The organism is Paenibacillus sp. CF095 (assembly GCF_900101225.1).
GTDB lineage: Bacteria > Bacillota > Bacilli > Paenibacillales > Paenibacillaceae > Paenibacillus.
Map to the genome: position 1 here is coordinate 1 of NZ_FMZN01000002.1, position 25,262 is coordinate 25,262.

Annotated in this window: 19 protein-coding genes and 1 rRNA gene; 8 read left to right on the top strand and 12 right to left on the bottom strand. The window is 45.4% G+C overall.

Annotation, left to right across the window (positions count from 1 at the left end; translation table 11 throughout):
- The 3 genes from BLS69_RS19370 to gyrA all read right to left on the bottom strand — a co-directional run.
- A 16S ribosomal RNA gene (locus tag BLS69_RS19370) occupies positions 1 to 299 on the bottom strand; the annotation flags it as partial.
- Between the two features lie 467 nt (positions 300 to 766).
- The gene (locus BLS69_RS19375) at positions 767 to 1,885 is read right to left on the bottom strand and encodes an HD-GYP domain-containing protein (protein ID WP_091035204.1); all 1,119 of its coding nucleotides are present in this window, start codon (positions 1,883 to 1,885) and stop codon (positions 767 to 769) included.
- Between the two features lie 222 nt (positions 1,886 to 2,107).
- Positions 2,108 to 4,672 carry a DNA gyrase subunit A gene (gene gyrA / locus BLS69_RS19380; RefSeq protein WP_091035207.1) on the bottom strand — a complete coding sequence of 855 codons (2,565 nt, stop codon included), beginning with the start codon at positions 4,670 to 4,672 and terminating at the stop codon, positions 2,108 to 2,110.
- A gap of 426 nt (positions 4,673 to 5,098) precedes the next feature.
- Here gyrA and BLS69_RS19385 point away from each other — a divergent pair, with 426 nt between their 5' ends.
- Positions 5,099 to 6,049, top strand: a complete 951-nt coding sequence (locus tag BLS69_RS19385; protein WP_176872880.1) for a YheC/YheD family protein — start codon at positions 5,099 to 5,101, stop codon at positions 6,047 to 6,049.
- 92 nt (positions 6,050 to 6,141) lie between these two features.
- Here BLS69_RS19385 and gyrB read toward each other — a convergent pair whose 3' ends face one another.
- The 9 genes from gyrB to BLS69_RS19435 all read right to left on the bottom strand — a co-directional run bounded on the left by gyrB (position 6,142) and on the right by BLS69_RS19435 (position 17,301).
- Positions 6,142 to 8,052, bottom strand: coding sequence for a DNA topoisomerase (ATP-hydrolyzing) subunit B (gene gyrB / locus BLS69_RS19390; RefSeq protein WP_091035212.1), 1,911 nt, complete (start codon positions 8,050 to 8,052; stop codon positions 6,142 to 6,144).
- Positions 8,053 to 8,197: 145 nt separating this feature from the next.
- On the bottom strand, positions 8,198 to 8,446 hold the full coding sequence (remB, locus tag BLS69_RS19395; protein WP_017691405.1) for an extracellular matrix regulator RemB: 249 nt from the start codon (positions 8,444 to 8,446) through the stop codon (positions 8,198 to 8,200).
- Between the two features lie 13 nt (positions 8,447 to 8,459).
- Positions 8,460 to 9,572 carry a DNA replication/repair protein RecF gene (gene recF, locus BLS69_RS19400; protein WP_062836513.1) on the bottom strand — a complete coding sequence of 371 codons (1,113 nt, stop codon included), beginning with the start codon at positions 9,570 to 9,572 and terminating at the stop codon, positions 8,460 to 8,462.
- 57 nt (positions 9,573 to 9,629) lie between these two features.
- Positions 9,630 to 9,845: a S4 domain-containing protein YaaA gene (gene yaaA, locus BLS69_RS19405; protein ID WP_036611994.1), complete on the bottom strand. Its 216-nt coding sequence runs from the start codon at positions 9,843 to 9,845 to the stop codon at positions 9,630 to 9,632.
- 16 nt (positions 9,846 to 9,861) lie between these two features.
- Entirely contained in the window at positions 9,862 to 11,004 is a 1,143-nt protein-coding gene (gene dnaN / locus BLS69_RS19410; protein WP_017691408.1) for a DNA polymerase III subunit beta, read from the bottom strand.
- A gap of 220 nt (positions 11,005 to 11,224) precedes the next feature.
- The gene (gene dnaA, locus BLS69_RS19415; protein WP_036611990.1) at positions 11,225 to 12,571 is read right to left on the bottom strand and encodes a chromosomal replication initiator protein DnaA; all 1,347 of its coding nucleotides are present in this window, start codon (positions 12,569 to 12,571) and stop codon (positions 11,225 to 11,227) included.
- Between the two features lie 867 nt (positions 12,572 to 13,438).
- Positions 13,439 to 14,986 (bottom strand): gluconokinase, encoded by a 1,548-nt coding sequence (gntK, locus tag BLS69_RS19425; RefSeq protein WP_091035217.1) that lies wholly within the window; start codon positions 14,984 to 14,986, stop codon positions 13,439 to 13,441.
- A gap of 66 nt (positions 14,987 to 15,052) precedes the next feature.
- Positions 15,053 to 16,414 (bottom strand): GntT/GntP/DsdX family permease, encoded by a 1,362-nt coding sequence (locus tag BLS69_RS19430; protein WP_091035219.1) that lies wholly within the window; start codon positions 16,412 to 16,414, stop codon positions 15,053 to 15,055.
- 212 nt (positions 16,415 to 16,626) lie between these two features.
- The gene (locus BLS69_RS19435) at positions 16,627 to 17,301 is read right to left on the bottom strand and encodes a GntR family transcriptional regulator (protein ID WP_091035222.1); all 675 of its coding nucleotides are present in this window, start codon (positions 17,299 to 17,301) and stop codon (positions 16,627 to 16,629) included.
- A gap of 612 nt (positions 17,302 to 17,913) precedes the next feature.
- On the opposite strand from BLS69_RS19435, the gene rpmH reads away from it, so the two are divergent.
- The 7 genes from rpmH to rsmG all read left to right on the top strand — a co-directional run bounded on the left by rpmH (position 17,914) and on the right by rsmG (position 24,842).
- Positions 17,914 to 18,048, top strand: coding sequence for a 50S ribosomal protein L34 (gene rpmH / locus BLS69_RS19440; RefSeq protein WP_017691413.1), 135 nt, complete (start codon positions 17,914 to 17,916; stop codon positions 18,046 to 18,048).
- 369 nt (positions 18,049 to 18,417) lie between these two features.
- On the top strand, positions 18,418 to 18,768 hold the full coding sequence (gene rnpA / locus BLS69_RS19445; protein ID WP_036611981.1) for a ribonuclease P protein component: 351 nt from the start codon (positions 18,418 to 18,420) through the stop codon (positions 18,766 to 18,768).
- Positions 18,769 to 18,842: 74 nt separating this feature from the next.
- Entirely contained in the window at positions 18,843 to 19,721 is an 879-nt protein-coding gene (locus tag BLS69_RS19450) for a YidC/Oxa1 family membrane protein insertase (protein ID WP_062836519.1), read from the top strand.
- Entirely contained in the window at positions 19,718 to 20,419 is a 702-nt protein-coding gene (gene jag / locus BLS69_RS19455; RefSeq protein WP_017691417.1) for an RNA-binding cell elongation regulator Jag/EloR, read from the top strand. Before BLS69_RS19450 ends, jag begins: the two co-directional genes overlap by 4 nt.
- 212 nt (positions 20,420 to 20,631) lie before the next feature.
- The gene (mnmE, locus tag BLS69_RS19460) at positions 20,632 to 22,008 is read left to right on the top strand and encodes a tRNA uridine-5-carboxymethylaminomethyl(34) synthesis GTPase MnmE (protein ID WP_091035224.1); all 1,377 of its coding nucleotides are present in this window, start codon (positions 20,632 to 20,634) and stop codon (positions 22,006 to 22,008) included.
- A 222-nt stretch (positions 22,009 to 22,230) separates the two neighbouring features.
- Complete coding sequence (mnmG, locus tag BLS69_RS19465; protein WP_091035227.1) at positions 22,231 to 24,120, top strand: tRNA uridine-5-carboxymethylaminomethyl(34) synthesis enzyme MnmG; 1,890 nt, start codon at positions 22,231 to 22,233, stop codon at positions 24,118 to 24,120.
- Positions 24,120 to 24,842 carry a 16S rRNA (guanine(527)-N(7))-methyltransferase RsmG gene (gene rsmG, locus BLS69_RS19470; protein ID WP_036611970.1) on the top strand — a complete coding sequence of 241 codons (723 nt, stop codon included), beginning with the start codon at positions 24,120 to 24,122 and terminating at the stop codon, positions 24,840 to 24,842. Before mnmG ends, rsmG begins: the two co-directional genes overlap by 1 nt.
- Positions 24,843 to 25,262: the final 420 nt, after the last annotated feature.

A 25,262-nucleotide genomic window follows, 5' to 3' on the forward strand; every position in this document is an offset into this window, starting at 1 on the left:
CTACGCATCGTCGCCTTGGTGAGCCGTTACCCCACCAACTAGCTAATGCGCCGCAGGCCCATCCCCAAGTGACAGATTGCTCCGTCTTTCCAGTTTCCTTCAGGCGAAGAAAACAACTATTCGGTATTAGCTACCGTTTCCGGTAGTTGTCCCAAACTTGAGGGCAGGTTGCCTACGTGTTACTCACCCGTCCGCCGCTAAGTATCAAGGAAGCAAGCTTCCTATCAACTCCGCTCGACTTGCATGTATTAGGCATGCCGCCAGCGTTCGTCCTGAGCCAGGATCAAACTCTCCAATAAAGTATTGAAAAGAGCGATAAGCTCATTTTGAATCTGACGAGATTAAAAATCTCATTTGTGCTCCAGTGGATCCAAGCCAAGGCTTGTTTCCAACTTTCGCGTTCATTCTGCAAGCAGAATGTTTACTCACTCGTTGTTCAGTTTTCAAAGATCAAACTTGTTTTGTTACCGAATATCGTTCTCTTCAGCAACTTTTATATCTTATCACATCCGAACCAACTTTGCAAGCTCTTTTTTTTAAGTTTCTTTCGAAGCTTATTTCGTTTGCTTGCCGCACCGTGTAAACCGTGTTTTCTTGGCCGGAATTAGAATATACCATGTACAGATCTTGAATGCAAGTCTTTTTTTGAGTATTGATATATATATCTATAATCTTTCTGTTTTTTCTACATTCCCACATTTATCTCACTTAAAAGGCCTCTCTATAAAAGAAAGGCCCTCTCATCAAGTTACTTTAATATCTATTCTTATCCGATAACCTCTTGGATGTGAAGCTGCCGTTGCTGCATCAGGTTAATGATGGTTCCTTCTACTGACACCATAGGCCGTGTAGGATGATCTCGATCAGAGAATACGATCTCTCCAATTTGGTTATTGCTGAGTTTTACTCGAATGCCATTATGGATCTGGGTCGACCGTTGAACAAATACTCTCACAATTGCAGGATCCAATTTCCCAAATGCCTCACTTTGGATCTGTTCTAGGACTAGATACGGTGATTGTGCCTTACGGTAGATCTTCTCCAGCGTCATGGCATGGAAAATATCAGAGATAGCTACAATCTTGGCATAAATATGAATCTGCGTCCCACTAAGCTGCAACGGGTAGCCTGATCCATCAACCTTTTCATGATGCTGCAAAGCTGCAAGTCTGGCTCCCTCATTAATGGCCTTTGCCTGTTTTAGGATCTGATAACCATATTTCGTATGCTGGCGAATCTCTTCCTGCTCTGCAGCCGTCAACGTGGATGGTTTATGGAGAATCTGCGGATCTACCTTGTTGTTACCAATATCATGGAACAAGCCTGCAAAAGCAACTTGCATCCAATCCTTGGAGGGGAGATCGATCCACTGAGCCAGTTGATAGGATGTGATCGCACTCAGTACGGCATGGTGATATACATAATCATGTTCTTGCATTACTCGTGGACTGAAGGTAAGCACATTATATTGTTTGAGATGTGCAAACACAGCCTCCAACTGTGTACGTAACTCATAGACAGGCAATTCAGCCGCCAGAGAGGACAGGAACGCATTTTTCGTTAGTCCGACCATCTTCTCATACTCATCTTGCAAAGACGTTACTACAGGAGCTGTGGTGACGTTCCCTGTCTTCCCCGCCCGTTCACCATTCTTGTCATTGGCAGAACTTCCTGCGGACACGGATGCACCTTTGGTTCCTGAACTACTCGACACCATCCTTTCCTGTTCAATATCTACCTGTTGAATCATAAAGGCTCTGAGCACTTCCATATCCTTGGGTAAAATGACTTTTCCCTTCTGAAGCAGAACGTTGCCGCGAAGTGTTTGCACATCACTCCCAAGTTTGAGTCCTGGTTTGACTTCTGACAGGGTGATTAATCCCATGTGTATTCCCCTCACTCATCGTTCTTCTATGTTAATACAAACAAGACCATAGTCCCGGTTTTTCATGATATTTCCCATTATATTACTCAGGAATCAGGCTGTACATCCCAGATTCGGAAGAATAAAAGGAGAGTTTCCTTTATACAAACAAAAGGGCTCCCTGTGGGAGCCCTCGCAATCTTCTTCCAATCTCCAAGAGATCAGTCTTTATAGAATTCTATTTTATGCTTCCGAACCGGAATCGTCGTCGCCCTCAACTTCATTAACGTCAGCATCAGAAACGGTGCCTTCTTCCAAGCTTACTACCGGAGCTTGGGACTCCTCGCCTTCCAAGCCTTCAAGCGACTCATCGTCTGGTTCCTCTTCATTTTTGTCAATTCGGCTGACTGTAGCTACTGAATCCTCGTCACGAATATGAATCAGCTTCACACCCTGCGTGTATCGACCCATAGTGGATATGCCTTCCATGCTCATCCGGATCAACGTACCGCTAGACGTGATAATCATCAGATCCTCTTCGGTTTTAACCATTTTGAGGCTGACTACTGCGCCGTTCTTCTCTGTGACATTAATAGTCTTGATCCCTTTACCGCCACGAGTCTGCATCCGATAATCACTGACAGGTGTACGTTTACCGTAACCTTTTGCTGTAACGATCAGAACATCAAGCTCTTTATCAACTACATCCATGCCGATAACAGCATCCTGTTCATCCAATGTAATCCCTTTGACCCCGGTTGCGCTACGTCCCATGGAACGTACGTTACCTTCGGAGAAGCGAATAGACATTCCGTGAGCTGTACCCATGATGATCTCTTGCTGTCCATCGGTCAGCTTAACATCGATCAGAACGTCATCATCACGTAAGGAAATACCGATCAAGCCGCCTTTGCGAATATTGGTGTAATCCTCAAGTGGCGTCTTCTTCACAACCCCTTGGCGGGTAGCAAAGAACAAGTATCTGTCACTTTCGAATTCCTGAACCGGAATTACGGCATTGACCGATTCGCCCTGCTCGATCTGGATCAGGTTGATAATCGGCGTTCCCCGTGCGGTACGTCCAAGCTCTGGAATCTCGTAAGCTTTGAGACGATACACTTTACCTTTGTCAGTGAAGAACATGAGGTAATTGTGAGAGTTGGTCACGAACAGATGCTCAACAAAGTCGGTATCTTTCGTATCCATACCCACGACCCCACGTCCGCCACGTTTCTGGCTGCGGTATGTGGATACCGGCAGACGTTTCACGTATCCTGTATGGGTAATCGTAATGATAACCTCTTCACGTGGAATCAGGTCCTCATCCAGAATACTCTCTTCACCTACAGTGATCTCTGTACGACGATCATCGCTGAAGCGGTCACGGATCTCTTGCAACTCCGTACTGATAATCTCAAGCACCAGATGCTCATTGGCCAGAATCTCGCGATACTCTCTGATTTTGACCATCAGTTCGTTATATTCATTTTCAATACGTTCGCGTTCCAGACCTGTGAGGCGTTGCAAACGCATATCGAGAATAGCTTGAGCCTGATCATGACTGAGTGAGAAACGCTCAATCAAACCTTCTCTTGCTGCATCCGCATTACTGGATGAACGAATCAACGTAATAATCTCGTCGATATGATCCAGCGCAATACGCAAGCCCTCTAAAATGTGTGCACGAGCTTCAGCCTTTTTCAGTTCAAACTGCGTACGTCTGCGAATAACCTCAATCTGATGCTGCAGGTAGTGATACAACACTTCACGCAAGTTCAGAATTTTAGGTTCTTTATTAACAATCGCGAGCATGTTAATCCCAAAAGTGGATTGCATCGATGTATGTTTGTAAAGGTTGTTCAGGACAACCCCCGGATTCACGTCTCTGCGAAGCTCAATTACAACCCGCATACCATTACGGTCAGACTCATCACGAAGGTCAGTAATACCATCAATCTTTTTATCACGTACCAACTCGGCGATTTTCTCAACGAGTCTCGCCTTGTTCACCTGATAAGGCAGCTCTGTAACGATAATACGCGCCTTGTTGTTGTTCTCTTCGATGTTGGTTTTGGCCCGCATCGTTACTGAACCACGTCCGGTCTGATACGCCTGGCGAATGCCTGAGCGGCCCAAAATGTAGCCGGACGTAGGGAAGTCTGGTCCTTGAATGTAATCCATGAGTTCCATGGATGTAATATCCGGATTTTGAATCATGGCCTGTACACCATCAATGACCTCGCCCAGATTATGAGGAGGAATATTGGTGGCCATACCTACCGCGATCCCGCCGACCCCATTGACAAGCAAGTTAGGAAAACGAGCAGGTAGAACGATTGGCTCATGTTCCTCGCCGTCATAGTTCGGTTGGAAATCAATCGTATCCTTGTTGATATCTCTAAGCATTTCCATAGCAATCTTGGACAAACGTGCTTCGGTGTAACGCATGGCTGCTGCCATATCGCCATCGACCGATCCAAAGTTACCATGTCCATCTACATGCATATAACGCAGGGAGAAATCCTGTGCCATCCGGACCATCGTCTCGTAAACAGCAGAGTCACCGTGTGGGTGATACTTACCGATAACTTCACCGACGATTCTGGCTGATTTTTTATGTGGTTTATCAGGTGTCATGCCGAGCTCTGACATCGCGTACAGAATACGCCGGTGAACCGGCTTCAATCCATCACGCACGTCAGGTAAGGCACGGCTAACGATGATGCTCATCGCATAATCCATAAACGATTCACGCATCTCGACGCCTATATCCCGATCTGTAATCTGAGAGTTCATTTCTTCCGCCATGCTGGACCTCCTTCTTGTCCTTCAACAAACGTTCCATTCCGTCATACAAAAAAATTGATTATATGTGAAAAGCCTAACAAGGCTAAAACCGCGCAAGAACGCTACTCTTTATTATATTACTTTCACAAAAGTTACACAATTAAACGTCCGCTGGGCAATAGCCTTTCTTCCGGGAACTTCTGCGTGTCTGGGGATACGCCCTGCCTTCCTCCCCAATTGCACATACAATGCTAGAAAAACGGCATATGTACTGTGCCTACCGAGGCTAAAGCCATTCCCGTCCTACGATCAAACTGCAAATTGTGCAGCTCATCGCACAAAACGTCATATTTCTCTATTATACCACTGAAATCGTCTCTTGTCCTTTGATTTCTCCGTGTCTGTCCCTCTTTAGAACTGAGCAAAACATGAAAGGACTGATGAATATTGGGTATCCAACGCGTCTCCAGCAAATGGGCCAAAACAGCTGTGTTACAACGCAGTCGCATTGTGAATGAATATATCCCAGTGACCCGAAAATATAGCCGTCAAACTCTCGAACGAATGACTGAATTATTTGAGTCAAACTATATCAAACCAGACCGTGGTACTTACGGTAATGGCGTTATGCGAGTAAAAACAACCCGTTTATACGAACCTGTCGTTAATTCCGAAGATTCCACCACAGATGCGGAGGTTCCGGAAGAAACCAATGAGCGGAACGTACCTGATGATGAACCCGAAGCAAGTGCTGTTATCTTCAGAGATACCTATCTCACTACAACATATCAACTCCAATACGGTACAGAGGAGAGATCATTTCATTCCCTGGACGAACTCGAACGAGCACTGAATGATCGCATTCAGGAACGTGATTATATCATTCAACAAGGAATCTCGCTGATGAAGCATGAAGATTTGCCTTTTGACTTGCGTGTGTTAACTCAGAAAAATCTGCAACACAACTGGGAAACAACAGGTATTCTGGGACGTGTTGCTGCGCCGGGCAAAATCATCACCAACATTCATGGTGGTGGACGATTGGCCACGTTTGAAGAACTTGTACTCCCCCATCTTCACCAGGATGGCTTCAAAAAACTTCGCACTGAACTGTACCGCTTAGGTATTCATACCGCTGTGCAATTGCAAACATCATTTCCAAGGCTCAAAGAGATTGGTATTGATATTGCGCTAGACGAAGCAGGGCGTCCCTGGATTCTTGAAGTCAACACACTGCCAGGCATTTATGCCTTTGGTTTATTACCGGACAAGGAGGCATACCGGAAGATCAAACGTTATGCGATTGCATACGGTCGTTTGCCCTCCAAAAAGGGTAAAAGCTCTCGTACATCCCCTAAAGCACAAGCCTCGTCTGCCAAAAAACGTGTACGCAGATAACAAAGGGATAAGGAAGTCTAAGTATTCGCCTTCCCTGTTCATACTTTCCCTAATATAAAAAAGGCGCCCTCTCAGGCGCCTCTTCGAATGTGTTAAATGTCGAGGTTTTTCACGTATTTTGCATTTTCCTGGATAAAGTCACGACGCGGCTCAACGTTATCCCCCATCAGGGTGTCAAACATTGCATCAGCAAGGATGGCATCATTAATCGATACTTGCATCATGGTCCGACTCTCCGGATCCATCGTTGTTTCCCACAATTGTCCGGCATTCATCTCGCCAAGACCTTTGTAACGCTGAACGTTGAATTTTGCATTTTCGCCGAGCGTTGCAATAATTTCATCACGCTCTTTCTCGGAACCGGCATAACGAATCACTTTGTTACGCTCAATCTTGAACAATGGCGGTTGTGCAATATATACATAACCTGCCTCAATGATTTTGCGCATGTACCGATACAGGAATGTCAGCAATAGTGTTCGGATATGAGCACCATCGACGTCGGCATCGGTCATCAAAATGATTTTGTGATAGCGGGCTTTAGCAATATCGAAGTCATCACCAATACCTGTACCCATTGCCGTAATAATTGCTCTAATCTCCGCATTACCCAAGATCCGGTCGAGACGAGCTTTTTCCACGTTCAGAATCTTACCACGCAACGGCAAAATCGCTTGGAAATGACGATCCCGGCCTTGCTTCGCTGAACCGCCTGCAGAGTCACCTTCGACGATGTACAATTCACTGATTGAAGCATCCTTGGATGAACAGTCTGCCAGTTTACCTGGAAGTGAGCTTACTTCGAGTGCACCTTTACGACGTGTCAGTTCACGGGCTTTACGGGCAGCTTCACGCGCACGTGCTGCTTGCAGACCTTTTTCCAAAATGCGACGGGATACGGAAGGATTCTCTTCCAGGAACTCCTGCAGCTTCTCGGCAAACAAGGATTCGACAATCCCACGCACTTCGCTGTTGCCCAGCTTGGTCTTTGTCTGTCCTTCAAATTGCGGTTCCGGAATCTTGACCGAAATAATAGCTGTCAAGCCTTCACGCACGTCATCCCCGGAAAGGTTACCCGTGCTGTCCTTGATTACCCCCGCCTTACGGGCGTAGTCATTGATAATCCGCGTAAGGGCACTCTTGAAACCTGATTCATGCGTTCCGCCCTCATGCGTGTTGATATTGTTCGCGAAGGAATAGATATTCTCGGTGTAGTTGTCATTGTATTGCAGGGCAACTTCCACCTGGATGTTATCTCTGGAACCTTCAACGTAAATTGGATTCTCATGCAATACTTCACGCTTCTGGTTTAGGAAGGAGACGTATTCGATAATGCCGCCTTCATACAGGAATGAGTTGGTTGCACCTGTACGCTCATCCGTCAGTGTAAGACCAATACCCTTGTTCAAGAACGCCAGCTCACGAATACGGGCCAGCAAGATGTCATATTCATAAACTCTTGTTTCCGTGAAAATTTCAGGGTCCGGATGGAATCTAACCGTTGTTCCTGTTTCGTCGGTTGTACCGATTACTTTCAGGTCATACTGTGGAGCTCCACGGCGATATTCCTGTTGATAGATATGTCCCTCACGTTTAACCGTTACAACCACTTTTTCAGAGAGTGCATTCACAACGGATACACCAACACCATGCAAACCACCGGATACTTTATATCCGCCGCCACCAAATTTTCCCCCTGCATGGAGGACAGTCATAACTACCTCAAGTGCAGGACGTTTCATTTTGGTATGTTCGCCGACAGGAATACCCCGTCCGTTATCGACTACAGTCACGCTATTGTCTTCATGGATACTGACCTCAATGTGGTCGCAGTAACCTGCAAGCGCTTCGTCAATACTGTTGTCCACTACTTCCCAGACCAGATGATGCAGGCCCTTGGAACTGGTGGAACCGATATACATCCCCGGACGCTTCCGTACGGCTTCCAATCCTTCAAGGACCTGAATTTCATTCGCATCATATGACGGTTGATTCATAGACATGCCTTTCACCTACTTCTATAGATTCAATATCGTAAATATGCGTTAACTAATAATGTTTGCTGAAATAGGCAAAGTCCTTCATTTCAGCCAGCTATCCAAATTTAAAGACAAGCAGCAAAAGATACATCTTTTATGCCACACAACGCTAGAGATCCGGAAAAATGTGAGCCCGCTTCTTCAGCGTGGCTGAGGAAATAGGCGAGTAGTACACAATGTTTTTGGTCACCACAATGGACTTGGCTTCCTCTTCGCCGATGTGTTCCACTGTTTTTTCCTGCTCGGCATGCGTGACATACTGCTTGGAGATCTTTGAGGATTTTTCAATCGATATATCAAAAATAGCGACCAATTCGGAAGAACGGATGATCTTCTCACCGCCCAGATGAATGTACATAAGCCCTCACTCCTTAGCGTTCAACCTGTCCGGCATGAACGTGATAAATACTGGCATCTTTGAGCTTGTCAACGTTCAGGCTCTCAATCCCCGTAGCCGTAATAAAGGTTTGCACCTTGCTCTGGAACGTTTCGATCAGCTGCGTCTGGCGAAAAGGGTCCAGCTCGGACAGAACATCATCCAGCAACAGAACTGGATATTCTCCGATTTCTTCATGAATCAGTTCAATTTCCGCAAGTTTAAGGGACAACGCCGTTGTGCGCTGCTGCCCCTGCGAGCCATATGTTTGTACTTCCCGATCGTTAATGAAAAAGGACAGGTCATCCCGATGCGGCCCACTAAGGGTTGTGCCTCGGCGAATCTCCTGCTCTTTCATTTGTGATAATTTTATCATAAATTGGTCCATTAAGACAGCTTCATCTTCCTCAGCGGCTTCGCTGAAGGAAGGAAGGTAGGCCAGCCGCAAGACTTCTCCTCCTCCGGTGATCCCCTGATGAATCGTTTCTGCCCACTTTTGCAGTTTCTTTATGAATTGTTTCCTTTTTTTGACGATTTTAACACCATGCTCAACCAGTTGTTCGTTCCACACCTCAAGCATGGTCTGGGCTGATGCCCCTTGTCCCCATAACTGCTTAAGCAAATTGTTTCGTTGGACGAGCACTTTCTGGTATTGCTGCAGGTGATACAGGTAACCTGGTGCAACCTGTCCGATCTCCATGTCAAGAAACCGGCGGCGGACCCCCGGTGTGCCTTTTACAATCTCCAGATCCTCCGGTGCAAACATCACAACATTGAGCGCTCCGACAAAATCACTTAACTTGCGCTGCTCCAGGCCATTAATCTTTGCTTTTTTGCCTTGTTGCGACAAAGATAGTTCAAGCTTGACAGCCCCGTACTTTTTGTCGACCTCTGCTGCAAGTCTGGCACGTTCCTCACCGAAACGGATTAACTCCTTGTCACGGGATGTACGGTGGCTCTTGGTGAGTGCAAGTACAAAAATCGCCTCTGCAAGATTTGTCTTGCCTTGGGCATTTTGCCCGATCAACAAGTTTACGGGACCAAAAGAGTCCAGTCTGAGATGTTCATAATTGCGGAAATTCTGCAGATCAATGCTGTTCACAAACACGCGGTAACCTCCCTTTTATCCCGTCCGTCAGGAGGCAGCAGGATCGAACTGGTCTTGTTATTCTGCAGCAACTTCGAATGTGCCTTCTCCGTCCACTTCAACGATATCTCCAGGGTATAACTTACGTCCCCGGCGTTCCTCAGGCTCTTTATTCACACGTACAAGCCCTTCCTGAAGCAAAGCTTTGGCCATACCTCCGGTTGGGATGCAATCCGCCAGTTTCAAAAATTGATCAAGCTTGATATATTCCGTTCGAATCGTAACTTGGTTCACGGTGATCTTCCTTTCGTTAGTTGGTCGTCCGGTATGGCAATATGACGTAAAGGCTGTGACTGTCATCCAGCGGTTTCAAGATGATTGGACTCATGACTCCTGTAAAAGCGATCATCAGCTGTTCACTTTCAACAACTTTCAGCACATCCAGCATGTATTTGGAGTTGAACGAGATTTTTAACGGATCTCCTGTAAACTCGGCAGGTTCGATTTCTTCTCTTACTTTACCTAGCTCGGAAGAGCTTGAAGAAATTTCAACGGATCCCGAATCCATCGTTTGCATACGCACGATGTTTGTTTTCTCTTCACGCGACAGCAAATAAGCCCGGTCAATGGATTCACTTAATTTTTTTGTATCTAAAACAAGTTCTGTTTTGTATGACGTTGGAATAATTCTAGAAGTATCCGGATATGTTCCGTCCAAAATACGGGAGTAGAACAATACACGGTCGATTTTGAACAGGACCTGGTTATCTGCAACAACGATATCCACAAGGGTATTTTGATCCGGAACAATTTTGCTGAGCTCGTTCAGCGTTTTACCGGAAATAACCACGTTGTTGAAGCGGATACCTTCTGCATTATCCAGCATTGCTGATCGAGTAGCAAGACGGTGACGGTCTGTTGCCACAAATTTCAATTCGTTGTCACCCAAACTCCAGAGTACACCTGTCAGGATTGGAGTAGTCTCATGTGTGGAAATGGAGAAGACAGTTTGTTTGATCATATTTTTCAGCAAATCTCCTGGAATGGAGACGGTTTGGTTTTCTTCGATGCTTGGCAGTACCGGGAATTCTTCCGGATCAAGACCTACCAGTTGAATTTCGGTAGCACCTGCGGAGATAAAGGTGTTGAAATTCTCTTTGACTTCCATGTGCACTTCCTGTGAAGGCAGCTTCTTGATGATCTCCACAAAAAACTTGGCTGGCAAAACTACACTGCCGGGTTGATCTACCTGAACTACGCTTTTATCTCCATCTTCAAGCGGGATGAAGGATTGAATGGATATATCGGTGTCACTTGCTGTCAATGTTACACCTTGATGATTCACGTCGAATTTGATACCGCTCAGAATCGGAATTGTTGTACGGCTCGAGATCGCTTTGGATACTTGCTGTATGGAATCGTTTAAGTAGTTTTTCATTATGCTGATTTTCATGGTTTCACTCCTAGCTGATTTTTTGGGTGTTGGGGTGTTAAAAGGTGTTTTTCAAAGGCCGAAGGCTAAGCTCCGAAATGGCTATTTTGGAGATGATATCTTTAAGATCTTTTTAGTAATAATAGTAATAGGGGCACTGAATATGTGGATAAGTGGGTATAAACCCGTACACCCAAGCCTATCCACATGTGTATACGTTGTGCATAGGCTTGGGACTTGTTCAGGTTGGATTCTTAATTTTTTCGGTTAAGTTGTTGATAACTTTATAGAGATCCTGATCGTTTTTAATCGCTTGGGAGATTTTTTCGTGAGCATGTATGACAGTGGTGTGATCTCGTCCTCCGAATGCTTCCCCGATTTTGGGCAGAGAAAAGTCTGTCAGTTCACGAGAGAGATACATGGCAATCTGTCTTGGGAAAGCAACTGCCTTGGTCCGTTTCCGTGCTTTGAAATCTTCAAGCTTAAGGCTATAATACTCGCCGACCTTTTGTTGGATGTCATGAATAGTGATCATTTTGGGACGACTGGAAGGAATAATATCCTTGAGTGCTTCAGCTGCCAGATGAGTGGTTACATCTTGATTAGTCAGTGAAGAATAAGCAACGACCCGAATCAGGGCGCCCTCCAGTTCACGTATGTTGGTGTCAATCTGGTTGGCAATGTACATCATCGCTTCATTCGGAATATCCAAGTTTTCCGCACGTGCCTTTTTCCGCAAAATTGCGATCCTTGTCTCCAAATCTGGAGGCTGGATATCCGTGATTAACCCCCATTCAAAACGAGAACGAAGTCGTTCTTCCAGTGTCGGAATTTCCTTCGGTGGTCTGTCGCTGGAGATGATGATCTGCTTCCGTTCCTCATGCAGCGCATTAAACGTATGGAAAAATTCCTCTTGTGTTGATTCTTTTCCCGCCAAGAACTGAATATCATCAATGAGCAAAATGTCGACGCTCCGGTATTTGTTACGGAAGCTCTCCCCGCGGTTGTCACGGATCGAGTTAATGAATTCGTTCGTGAATTTCTCAGACGACAAATAAACGACTTTGCTGCCCGGATCATGCTCCAGAACATAATGTCCGATCGCATGCATCAAGTGAGTTTTACCGAGACCTACCCCTCCATACAGAAAGAGCGGGTTGTAAGCTTTGGCGGGCGCTTCAGCGACCGCCAGCGATGCGGCATGGGCAAAACGGTTGCCCGGCCCGATGACAAATGTATCGAACGTATATTTCGGATTCAGCATGCTGAGTACTGCTTCTTCCTGTACAACTGTAGGCGTTGGTGCCGGCAATTGCGGGTCCGGTTCAGCAGGCTTGTTCTCTTCAATGACAAATTTCACATCGACTTGCTTGCCAAGCAGCTCGTATACCGTCGAGCCAACCAATTTGGTGTAACGGCTCTCCAGCCATTCGACGGCAAACGTGGTTGGTGCGGAAATGACGATTGAACGGTCATTTAGCTTGGTGGCTTTGGTTGCTTTGAACCAGGTGTCAAAGCTGGGTTTGCTGAGTTTGTTTTGTATGATTGATAAAATTTGCTGCCATAAATCAGAAGTATGGCTGTCCACAGACTGTCACTCCTTTTACATGTTCCAAGTGTGGCTTAAGCCATGATGCAGTGTCGAAATACGAGATATATTGTTGAATTTATCCCCAAACCCCCGCAGGTCGAAAACAAAAAAAGTATGAACAACGGAAAATTGTTCACAACTTTATCCACAGGCTGTTGATAATATTATGGGTCAGATCACATATTCACATCCAAAAGTAATACAATCATAGCAAAAGAAACCCCGCATTTCAACGTATCGCGTGATTTTATCCACAAATTCAATAACTTGTGTATAATTTTTAGTCACAACACAATATATTGTTTATAAACTGTTTAATTTTCGACAGAATGACCCAAAAAGCAAAAATGTTTTATACACAGGTTATCCGTCAAATGATGCCAAATTGTGTGTAAAAGTATTCTTCGTTTGTGAATAACCTGTCTGTGGATAACCGTGAAGTGAAAATAGAGCATGATCAAGATCGGAAAAAGAGCGACCTCTCACTCTCGTGTTTTTCTTGCCAATGGGGCGATGATGAAAGCGACAAATTCAGTGTCAGGATGAGAGACGGAGAGGGGAGTAAACTCATGCCTTTAATTGAACAAGATCAGTGGTGTATTTTCTGGGCAGATGGTAATTCTGTGATGGCAATGTATAAGAATAATGGACCAAGAGGACTTCATTTTAAGACATATGTAATGTGAATTATCCGGAATTAAGAGGTAAGGTGATAATCAAATATGGAGGTTGAAGTATATGATTTTATAATATGAATTCAAAGGATAGATTATGCGTGTATAGCAAAAGAGGGTGGCGCCCAAAACCGATTTCTGGTTTTGGGCGACACCCTCTTTTTTTGGTGCAGAGACGAACTATTATGATTTAGAGACGGGGAAGGGACATTTTACGCTGGAATTCAGCGATATCTGCGTATTCCTCTTCCAGTTTGCGAGAGATCCGAATAAAGATGGGCAGCAGCTCTTGGTAGAGAACAGCATTCTCTTTGACAGGGGTATGCCGATGCGTTGTACCCACCATGGAAGAAACGGCATGAAGCGATTGGATTCGCCCTGTAGCGTACAAACCAAGCACGACGGCACCCAGACAGGAACTTTCGAAGCTCTCGGGTACAACCACTTCCTGATTGAAGATATCGGACATCATCTGGCGCCAGAGAGGAGATCGCGCAAACCCACCTGTGGCTTGAATGGAGGTAGGTTGCCCAATCTGTTCTTCCATGGCGAGCAGTACCGTATATAGGTTGAAAATAACCCCTTCCAGAACAGCTCGGATCATATGCTCTTTCTGGTGATGGAGTGTTAAGCCAAAAAAGGAACCACGGGCATCCGGATTCCACAATGGGGCACGTTCGCCCGAAAGGTACGGATGAAACAGAAGTCCTTCCGATCCCGGGCGGACACGTTCGGCAATTTTGGTTAGAACATCATAGGAATTGATGCCAAGTCGTTTCGCTGTCTCGACTTCAGACGCGGCGAATTCATCCCGCACCCAGCGAAACAGCATGCCACCGTTATTCACAGGCCCACCAATAACCCAAAGATTCTCTGTAAGGGCGTAACAGAACGTACGACCTTTGGGATCGGTAACCGGACGGTCCACGACTGTACGAATGGCCCCGCTGGTTCCGATGGTTGCTGCGACAACACCAGGTTCAATGGCGTTTACGCCGAGATTGGATAAAACCCCGTCACTTGCGCCAATAACAAAGGGCGTAGAGGGGGAGAGAGCCATTTTTTCAGCCGATTCGTGATTCATTCCTTCTAATATATGTGTTGTAGGTACGAGCTTCGAGAGATGGTCGGGTGTAATGCCTGCAATCTCAAGGGCTTCTGCGTCCCAGTCCAGTTGTTCCAGATTGAGCAAGCCCGTGCAGGAAGCGATGGAATGGTCGACGACATATTGTCCGAATAGACGGAAGAACAGATATTCTTTAATCGAAATAAATTTGGCGGTACGCTCAAAAAGTTTAGGTTCATCGTGGCGCAGCCACATTAATTTGGTCAGCGGTGACATGGGATGGATCGGTGTACCTGTGCGCAGATAGATGCGATGGCCCAATCCATTCTCTTGCAACTGGGCAGAAAAAGCCGCACTACGATTATCCGCCCAGGTGATGCAACGGGTTAAGGGTGTGTTATCCTGTCCCATGGCAATGACACTATGCATAGCTGAGCTGCAGGATACAAACAGGATCTGCTCGGTAGCAACGCCGCTCTGATCCATGACTCCTCGGACAGAGCGGAGGGCTGCTTGCACAATCTCTTCAGGGTCCTGCTCGGCAACATCGGGTGCAGGGGTATACAAAGGGTATTCCTGCGTTGAGGTACTGACGACGGAGCCTTGCTCGGTAAATAATACGGATTTGGTACTGGTGGTACCAATATCGATCCCAATCATGTAGTTGTTCATATATTTAATCCTTCTTTCTCCAGAAAGCGATGAGATTTTAATTTCTTTCTACTATATAGAGTCCATTTATACCACTGTGCTCAGGAGCAAAATAAAGATCAGTCCCACCACGGATAATAGTGTTTCCATAACGGTCCACGTTTTCAATGTCTGGGAAACGCTCATATTAAAGAATTCTTTGATCATCCAGAATCCTGCATCGTTCACATGGGACAAGATGAGTGACCCTGCACCTGTGGCGAGTACAACCAGCTCAATATTGACACCTGGTGTGAGTGCAAGCACTGGAGCGACAATGCCGGCAGCAGTTGTCATAGCTACGGTTGCTGAACCGGTAGCTACACGAATGAGCGCAGCGACAAGCCAGGCAAACAGGATCACGTTGATGTTAGCGTGGGTAGCGACATCAGCAATGGCGTTGCCCACACCACTATTGATCAATACCTGTTTGAAGGCACCGCCTCCGCCAATAATGAGAATGATGGTCGCCGTAGGCGCCAGACATTCACTGGTGAAGCGAGAAATATCGTGTTTGGTGAATCCACGTGCAAAGCCGAGTGAAAAGAGGGCAAATACAACTGAAATCAGCAGAGCAATGATCTCATGACCGATAAATTCACTGAAAACGGTGAAGCCGCTTGTTGCATTTGGGTCAATGATGCTTGCTATGGAACCAATCAACATCAGAATTACCGGCAGCAATATGGTAAACAGGGTAATACCAAACCCAGGCATGTTGCTGTTTGTTTTGGTTGCGAATTGTTCAGCCAGTTCAGCTGGCGGTTCGGTGTGTATTCTTTTTCCAATAAATTTACCAAACAAAGGACCTGCAATAATCGCTGTAGGAATACCAACAATAAGGGAGTACAAAATGGTTTTACCCAAATCCGCGCTGTAGGCTTCAATCGCTATCATTGGCGCTGGGTGGGGTGGAACCAAACCGTGTACAGTCGACAGACCTGCCAAAATGGGAATACCAATCTGCAGCAGAGACATATTGGTTTTACGTGCAACGGTGAAAATGATGGGAATCATCAAAATCACGCCGACTTCGAAGAAAACGGGAATACCAACGATAAATCCAACAATCATCATGGCCCAGTGCACACGTTTCACACCAAACCGATCAACCAATGTAGTTGCAATGCGCTCGGCACCGCCAGATTCGGCCATCATCTTACCAAGCATCGTACCGAGAGCAATAACAATTGCAATGGTTCCAAGTGTGCCGCCAAGTCCCCCGGTAATGGAAGAGATTACATCGGCAGGTTTCATGCCTGTAAGCAAACCGAGCATTAATGCGGACAACAGCAGGGTGATGAAGGGATTCCATTTATACTTGGAAATCAAGACGATCAGAAAAACGATCGCAATTAACGTCCAAACCAATAATGTTGCGTTGTGGGATAGTCCAAAAAGAGTGCTCATGATGTGATGTGCTCCTTTATTTCTGATATAGAACGCTTACAAGTGAAATTATCGTCAACAATTTTTCGTGCCGGTACCAAATAGAAAAGGTGTTGGCGAGAAATATAGTTTTATCATGCCCAAAATGAAAACAAAATCGCGTTTTGTATACTTGTCGACAAGTTGAGCGGCAATCACTCACAGCGGATATGATTGCAAACGCCTTGCTCCTTTTAGGAATCAAAGCTTTCGTGCAGGGTTTTACCAGAATCTTGAAAATACGTGCGGACTCCAGCCTGAATGAGCATTTTGTCACCAGACTCCAGTGCTTCAACAAGCAAACGGTGTTTCTCAATTACAGCGCTTACTTTCTGCACGCCTTGAACGAATACTCTGCGCGTTGTGAGCAGCATAACGGTCATCACAACATATCGAATACTCTTCCATAGATGTGAAATACGGGAATGCTGAGCAGCTTCAATGATGGTCTCGTGGAAAACGAGATCCTGATAGGCGAATTCGACGGCGTCCTGATGCCGTCCAGCAAGTTGCATTTTGTCGATCACGTTACGCAGCTGGGTGATTAATGATTCTGGGACATCACCAGCGAGTCGCTGCTGCACAAAACTTTCAATCAGGAAACGGACATCATACAATTCCTCGACATCCTTGATTCGTAGTCCAATGACAACGACACCCATACGTTCAAGTCGAATAAGTCCTTCATTGGACAAAGTTCGTAACGCTTCACGGACAGGTGAACGACTGCTGTCAAAATCAGCCGCAATTCGATTTTCCGACAAAATCTCTCCAGGTCGAAGGGTACCGCTGATGATCCGCAGCCTTAATTCGCAGGCAATGGCTTCACCACGAGAAGCCCCTTGAAGCCAGGAAGAAGGAAATAACATATGGCTAACGCTCCTATTAATAAGTAATCAGTTCATTACTGATCATAGCATAACTATTTTGCGGACTGGACATTCAGTTCAATCCATAGTCTGTAGCTACAAGCTAACGGCTAATGTTTTTTTCAAAGGACTACTAAAGGCGGGTAAGTAAATCAGCTTCATCCATATACTTGTATACAAGATGTGATTTTTATCCTACACCTTTCTCAAAAGCTTGTAAACCTTAATTGAAGCGGATACAACCTGATTAGAATTCGACGATATTTATAGCCTATAATCATTATCCACATGTGAATAACTTTAAACAGGATGTAATGAAGGAGATAACAGGCATTGGAGGTTGTGGATAACTATAAATGCTGAAATATGGCGATCTGATCAGGGTCTGGGGATAACTTTCAGAACTCTCTTCGGGGCTTGGTAATGGTATTAAAGTTAACGGACTGTGGTCATTACTTTGAGTGGGATGGAGAGTGTATATAAAAGAGGGAGAAGCCTTGCGCCTTGCAGTTGACTTTTCCAGGTGATCATGGTTAAATATATAAAGGTGTTTTCTGTGAAGATGAAAGTGATTCATCACATAAGTATTTCCTTGTGAGGAGGTGCAATACATTGAGACCTACATTCAAACCGAACGTTAGCAAACGTAAAAAAGTTCATGGTTTCCGGAAAAGAATGAGCACGAGCAACGGCCGTAAAATTTTGGCCGCACGTCGCCTTAAAGGCCGTAAAAACCTGAGTGCTTAATGCATTGAAGACCACCGAGGTGGTCTTTTTTTTCTTAATTAGCTCAAATCAGACTGGATGCTGCTACAGATCAGGTCTGAATGGTCTGCGAAAAAGTGCTGAACACACACGAAGTATGTTGAGGAAGTATGTTGAGTGAGTTTTCCATTTTTCGAAAACTTACCTTATATAATGATGAATGTTTGCTTGGTTAAATGGCCAATCAACAATCATCCCGGATGAATGCTGATCAGTTCAAGTAGCTGGTTAACAATCATCCCAAATGAAGTTGTCGCCAAGACGGTTTACCGTCATTCAAGAAAGCCTATACTAAATCAGTAATGAGGCCTCCGTCAATAACAATGATGGAGAACAGCAAGGAGAAGCGCCGTGTATAAAAGACTGCGTCTACGAAACCGGGCGGACTTTAGCCGCGTATACCGGTATGGGAAATCGTTTGCCAATCATCAATTCGTGGTGTATGGCTGTCGCCGTAAAGATACGGAACAATTTCGGGTCGGCGTATCATGCAGCAAGAAAATCGGAAACGCTGTCGTACGCAACCGGATGAGACGCATGATCAAGGAAATTGTTCGTCATCATGAGCATGAGATCGTCACGCAGATGGATCTGATTTTTATCGTCAGAAAAGGTGCACTGGACATGCCCTATAAGGAAATGGAAAAAAGCCTGCTACATGCGATGCGAAAGGGCTCTCTTTTGAAGTCGAGCAAGCGGTAAGCTTCGGTTTATTTGTCCTCCTAATTATGGTATGATTTACGGTGGAATGGAATGGTTAAGAGAGGGGTTATGAAGTGTCGCGATTGAAGACATCAAAGGGGAAGTGGATTCTCCTCATTGCAGTCATTGCAATGGTCACTGTACTCGCCGGATGTACTCCACAAGGAGCCGGGGTTACTACGGAAGATCTAAAGAATAGTGATTCTTTTTGGCAAGCCAATGTTGTGTACTGGTTCTCACTGGCGCTGGATACATTCGCCAACTGGTTCAAAGGTGAATATGGACTGGCCGTCCTCGTGATGGTGCTTATTGTACGGACATTGATTTTACCATTAACAATGAAACAAGTCCGTAGCTCCAAAGCTATGCAGGCCATTCAGCCGCAGCTGAAGGAGATTCAAGCCAAGTTTAAAGATACACCTGAGAAAGTTCAGCAAGAAACAATGAAGTTGTTTCAGGAGAACAAAGTTAATCCGATGGCGGGTTGTCTGCCACTTCTGATTCAGATGCCGATTTACATCGCACTTTATAACTCAATTTACGGAAACTCCAGTCTGAGAACACATGATTTCTTGTGGCTTCAGCTCGGGGAACCGGATCACCTGTTTATTTTGCCAGTGCTGGCTGCCATCACAACATTCATTCAAACATGGATGATGATGCGTATGAATCCTGCACAGCAAGTTGGTCCGATGCAGTTTATGCTGTGGGTATACCCAATTTTGATCTTTGTGATGTCTTACCAGTTCCCGTCAGCACTTCCGCTGTACTGGTTCTACAGTAACATCTACACGATCGTGCAAAACTATTTCCTTTACCGGAATAATGATAAAATCGTGGCTGAGGTCAACGTGAAGCAGAATAGCTCTTCCAAAAATGGAGCTAAACGCAAAAACGGTGGCAAAGCGACCGTCTCTGGAAAAGGGTCGAAAGGGGCCAAAAAATCGAAATGACCAAAGTCATTACGTCAGGAAAAACCGTTGAAGATGCTGTAAACCAAGGATTGACCGAGCTTGGCGTAAGTCGGGACAAGGTCGAGATACAAGTGTTAGAGCAGCCGTCAAAAGGATTCCTGGGTTTGTTCGGGGTGAGGGCGGCCAAAGTTGAAGTGAAATTATTGCCTGTGCCGGAAGTTGTTCCACAGCCGATCAAGCCAGCTGCATACAAACCTGAAGTAGATGCATTACTTGAGGATGTTGCAGCTAAAAATCCCTATGAAGAAGCGGCTGCTTTCTTGAAAGAGGTCGCAGCAGGTATGGGACTGGATGTTGAAGTGCATATCAAAAAACAGCGGGATGGACATATCTTCAATATTGCCGGCGAAGATCTGGGCATGATTATTGGCAGACGTGGACAGACGCTGGATGCGCTTCAGTATCTAACGAACATTGTAGCGAACCGATATTCGGAAAGCTTCGTTCGAATTGTGCTCGACGCGGAGAATTTCCGTCAACGTCGGCGGAAGACGCTGGAGGACTTGGCTGAAAGGTTGGCTGGACAAGCAATCCGTACCGGCAAGGAAGTTGTACTGGAACCAATGCCTCCGCTCGAACGAAAAGTCATTCATGCAAAACTGCAAAACCACCCGCAGATTAAGACGTTAAGTAAGGGTGAAGAGCCTAATCGGCGTGTGGTTATTACGACGAAATAACACGAAATTGAAGACGCAATGGCTTCCTGCCCGGTGCAGAAGCCATTGCTTTTTTCGTACAGAAGCAATTTGATAAGGTGCGTAGAACAAATAAAGAGTGAACTTAATACGATAAGTGGCATGTCATATGTTATATCATTAATAGATTTGAAAATGGATATGGCGTCCCCCTGAGGGGCGGCAATTTTAAAATAGAGCAAGGAGAGATAACCATGATCAGTGATACGATCACAGCGATATCAACGGCTGTCGGAGAGGCGGGTATCGCCGTGATCCGGGTCAGCGGCCCGGATGCAGTGTCGGAGACGGAAAAGATTTTTCGCAGTAAAACCCCTTTAACTCAGGCAGCATCTCACACGGTTCATTATGGTCATATCGTAGATCCCGTTAATGGGGAAAAGATTGAGGAAGTACTGGTTACGGTAATGCGAGCACCACGCTCGTTCACAACAGAAGATGTCGTGGAGATCAGTGCGCACGGCGGTGTGGTGTCTGTAAAACGGGTCATGGACCTGCTGTTACAGCTTGATATTCGTCTAGCTGAACCCGGTGAATTCACGAAGCGTGCTTTCCTTAATGGGCGGATTGACCTGTCTCAGGCTGAAGGTGTCATGGATCTTATTCGTTCCAAATCGGACAGAGCTTTCTCGGTTGCATTGAAACAGGTTGAAGGCAAGCTGTCCTCCAAATTGCGTGATCTACGATATACACTGGTGGAAACACTGGCTCATATTGAAGTAAATATCGATTACCCGGAGCATGATGTGGAGTCGTTAACGTCTGATTTTATTAAAGAAAAGTCCAGTCAGGTTATGACTGAAATTGATAAATTGCTGACTACAGCAGAGCAAGGTAAGATCCTGCGAGAAGGTATCACGACGGCTATTGTTGGACGACCTAACGTAGGCAAATCCTCATTGATGAATACACTTGCGCAAGACAACCGGGCCATCGTCACGGACATTCCAGGAACAACTCGTGATGTGATTGAGGAGTTCATTACGATCAATAATATCCCGCTGAAATTGCTGGATACGGCAGGAATCCGGGAAACAATGGACGTTGTAGAGAAGATCGGGGTAGAACGCTCTCGCTCTGCGGTAAGTGAAGCCGATCTGATCTTAATGGTTGTGAATGCTGCGGAGCCACTTCATCCCGATGAGATTGAATTATTGGAACAAATCCGCGGTAGACAATCAATAATCATTATGAATAAAATGGACTTAACGCCACAGGTAGAACGTGACGTGCTGCTTCGTTACATTCCGGAAGAACGACTTGTACCGATGTCGGTGAAAGATGATCTGGGTGTGGATCGACTGGAAGATGCCATCTCTACGCTATTCTTCAGTGGTAAACTGGAGTCCGCAGATCTGACCTATGTCAGCAATGTGCGTCATATTGCTTTGCTCAAAAAAGCGAAGCAGTCCCTCGTGGATGCCTATGAAGCAGCAGAGCAGTTCATTCCGATCGATATGATTCAGATTGATGTTCGTTTGGCGTGGGAGCATTTGGGCGAAATTGTTGGAGATACGGCACATGATGCATTAATTGATCAGATTTTCTCCCAGTTCTGTCTAGGAAAGTAAAAAAAATATACTGCGGATTGACTTGAATCGTAGTGTATGATGGAAAGGTACAATTTCTGCCTGTTGTCAAAGGATGGAATGATGTTGTAGCCATTACGTGTTGGTTTCATATAGATAGGAATGCAAGTTCCGATGAACGGTTAGAAGTAGTTTCATTATTGTAGAACATGATCCGTCTGTGTGAGTTACACCAAATGCAGCGGAATAAGGAGGTAAACGGGAATGGCTTTTGATGGCGGCAGTTATGATGTAATCGTCGTTGGTGCAGGACATGCTGGTGTGGAATCGGCGCTGGCCGCAGCTCGTATGGGGTCCAAAACACTAATGATTACGATCAATCTGGATATGGTGGCCTTTATGCCTTGTAACCCATCTATTGGGGGACCGGCCAAAGGACATGTTGTTCGTGAGATTGATGCTCTTGGTGGAGAAATGGGACGGAATATCGATAAAACCTTTATTCAGATGCGGATGCTCAACACAGGTAAAGGCCCTGCTGTTCACGCGCTTCGTGCTCAGGCAGATAAATTCTCCTACCAGCACAAAATGAAGGAAACGATGGAGAATGAACGTAATCTGACGATGCGTCAGGGTATGGTTGATCGCCTGATCGTTGAAGACGGAAAATGTGTAGGCGTTGTGACTCAGACCGGAACAGAGTATCGGGCCAAAGCGGTTGTTCTGACAACAGGCACATACTTGCGCGGTAAAGTGATCATGGGTGAGTTGATGTATGAGAGTGGACCAAACAATCAACAACCATCTCTTAAATTGTCAGAGCATCTGCGTGAACTTGGCTTTGATCTGGTTCGTTTCAAAACAGGTACACCACCACGTGTGCACAAGGATACGATTGATTTTAGCAAAACTGAAATTCAGCCTGGCGATGATGAGCCGAAGTTCTTTTCCTATGAAACAGAATCTTCTGATAATGAGCAGCTGCCTTGCTGGTTGACGTATACATCCGTGGAAACACATCAGATTATTAATGATAATCTGCATCGTGCACCGATGTTTTCCGGTGTAATTGAAGGGACTGGACCGCGTTATTGTCCATCCATTGAGGATAAAATTGTCCGGTTTAGCGACAAACCGAAACATCAGATTTTCCTGGAGCCGGAAGGCAAAAATACATCCGAGTATTATGTGCAGGGACTATCTACAAGTCTGCCAGAAGATGTTCAACTTGCGGTTCTGCGCTCCATTCCAGGTATGGAAAAAGTGGAAATGATGCGTAATGGTTATGCGATTGAATACGATGCGATGGTGCCTACACAATTGTGGCCATCACTTGAAACCAAACGTCTACCAGGTCTGTTCACAGCAGGTCAGATTAATGGTACTTCTGGTTATGAAGAAGCGGCTGGACAAGGCGTTATGGCCGGCATTAATGCAGCACGTAAAGTACAAGACAAAGAGCCGATTGTGCTTGATCGTTCCCAAGGTTATATTGGCGTGCTGATTGATGATCTGGTAACGAAGGGTACAAATGAACCGTATCGTCTGTTGACTTCACGCGCTGAATATCGTCTGTTGCTTCGCCATGATAATGCAGATATGCGTTTGACGGAAATCGGACATGACATTGGCCTGATCCCTGAAGAGCGTTATGCGAAATTCCTGGATAAAAAGGCGAAAGTCGAGCAGGAAGTTGCACGTCTGAAAGTGGCTAAAGCTCGCCCGGTTGAAGTGAATGCCAAGCTGGAAGAGTACGGATCTACACCTATTCAGGATGGCAGTACGTTGCTTACCTTGCTACGTCGCCCGGAGCTGGGGTATGAACTGATTGAACAGCTTTCACCATCTGAGGTAGAACTGACAGCAGATATGAAAGAACAAGTGGAAATACAAATTAAATATGCGGGTTATATTGAGAAACAATTGATCCACGTGGAACGTTTGCAAAAGATGGAGAAAAAGAAAATTCCGGACACCATCGTATATGATGAGATTCATGGTCTGGCTATGGAAGCCAAACAGAAGCTCGCTACGATTCGTCCAATCTCGATTGGTCAGGCTTCTCGTATTGCTGGAGTTACTCCTGCCGACATCTCCATTCTGCTGGTCTACTTGGAGCATTATAACCGTGTAACCGCAGCAAGGGGACAATAATGGACGATATTCAACAGCAACTGCAGCGGCGCTTAAAGAAACATGGATTAGAGCTGGGAGAACTCCAATTGGAGCAATTCGAACTGTATTATCAGGAGTTGGTATCCTGGAATGAAAAGATGAATCTGACGGGCATAACGGATCGGGAGCAAGTGTATACAAAACATTTCTATGATTCGGTATCACTGGCTTTTTATACTGACATGACCAAAGTGAATAAGCTTGCTGACATTGGATCAGGAGCGGGTTTTCCGGGATTGCCACTGAAGATCTGTTTCCCGCATATTAAGCTTACGATCATTGATTCATTAAATAAACGTATTGGCTTTCTACAGCATGTGGTAGATATTCTTGGGCTGACAGATGTCGAGTTGGTTCATGGTCGTGCTGAAGAGATTGGACGCAAAGAAGGGTATCGTGACAGCTACGATCTCGTTACGGCGCGTGCAGTAGCCAAGCTGGCTGTGCTGAATGAATTCTGTCTTCCTTTTGTTCGTAAAAGTGGAATATTCGCTGCCATGAAGGGCGGAGACCCGCGTGAAGAAATGAAGGAAGCGGAGTTCAGCTTCAATCAGCTGAAAGGACGGGTTAAGGCCGTTCATCCTTTCCAGCTGCCGGTTGAAGAATCAGAGCGTCATATCATCCTGATTCAGAAATTTGATAAGACACCATATAAGTATCCACGCAAACCAGGCACTCCGATGAAAACTCCACTGATATAGTTGCATGATGGTTTTGAAGTCAGTCAAAACAAAATAGTATTTTAGACATAGATAAAGAGGATGTTTCACGTGAAACATTCTCTTTTTTTTGTTTTCTGAAATGGAGGACTGGATCAACATTACAGATACTCCGTATTACATATTTCTTAAAGAACCTGTAATGATGAATTTCACGCACAGTAGCTCATGGACAATTTCATTAATTGAATGTGTGCAAGTCGTCATATTTCCAATATTCACAAAGAAAAAGCAGGAAAATTAGCAGAGTTTAAAGAATAGGTAAGCATAGGATTATGATAGAAAAGATGATAGAATAGAAGTATCCGATCCTGGGTCACAGCGATCATAGATTATATGTACAGATAGATGGATATGCATTCGATGTTGCATGACAGAAAGCGTTATGAAAGGCAAAACTTA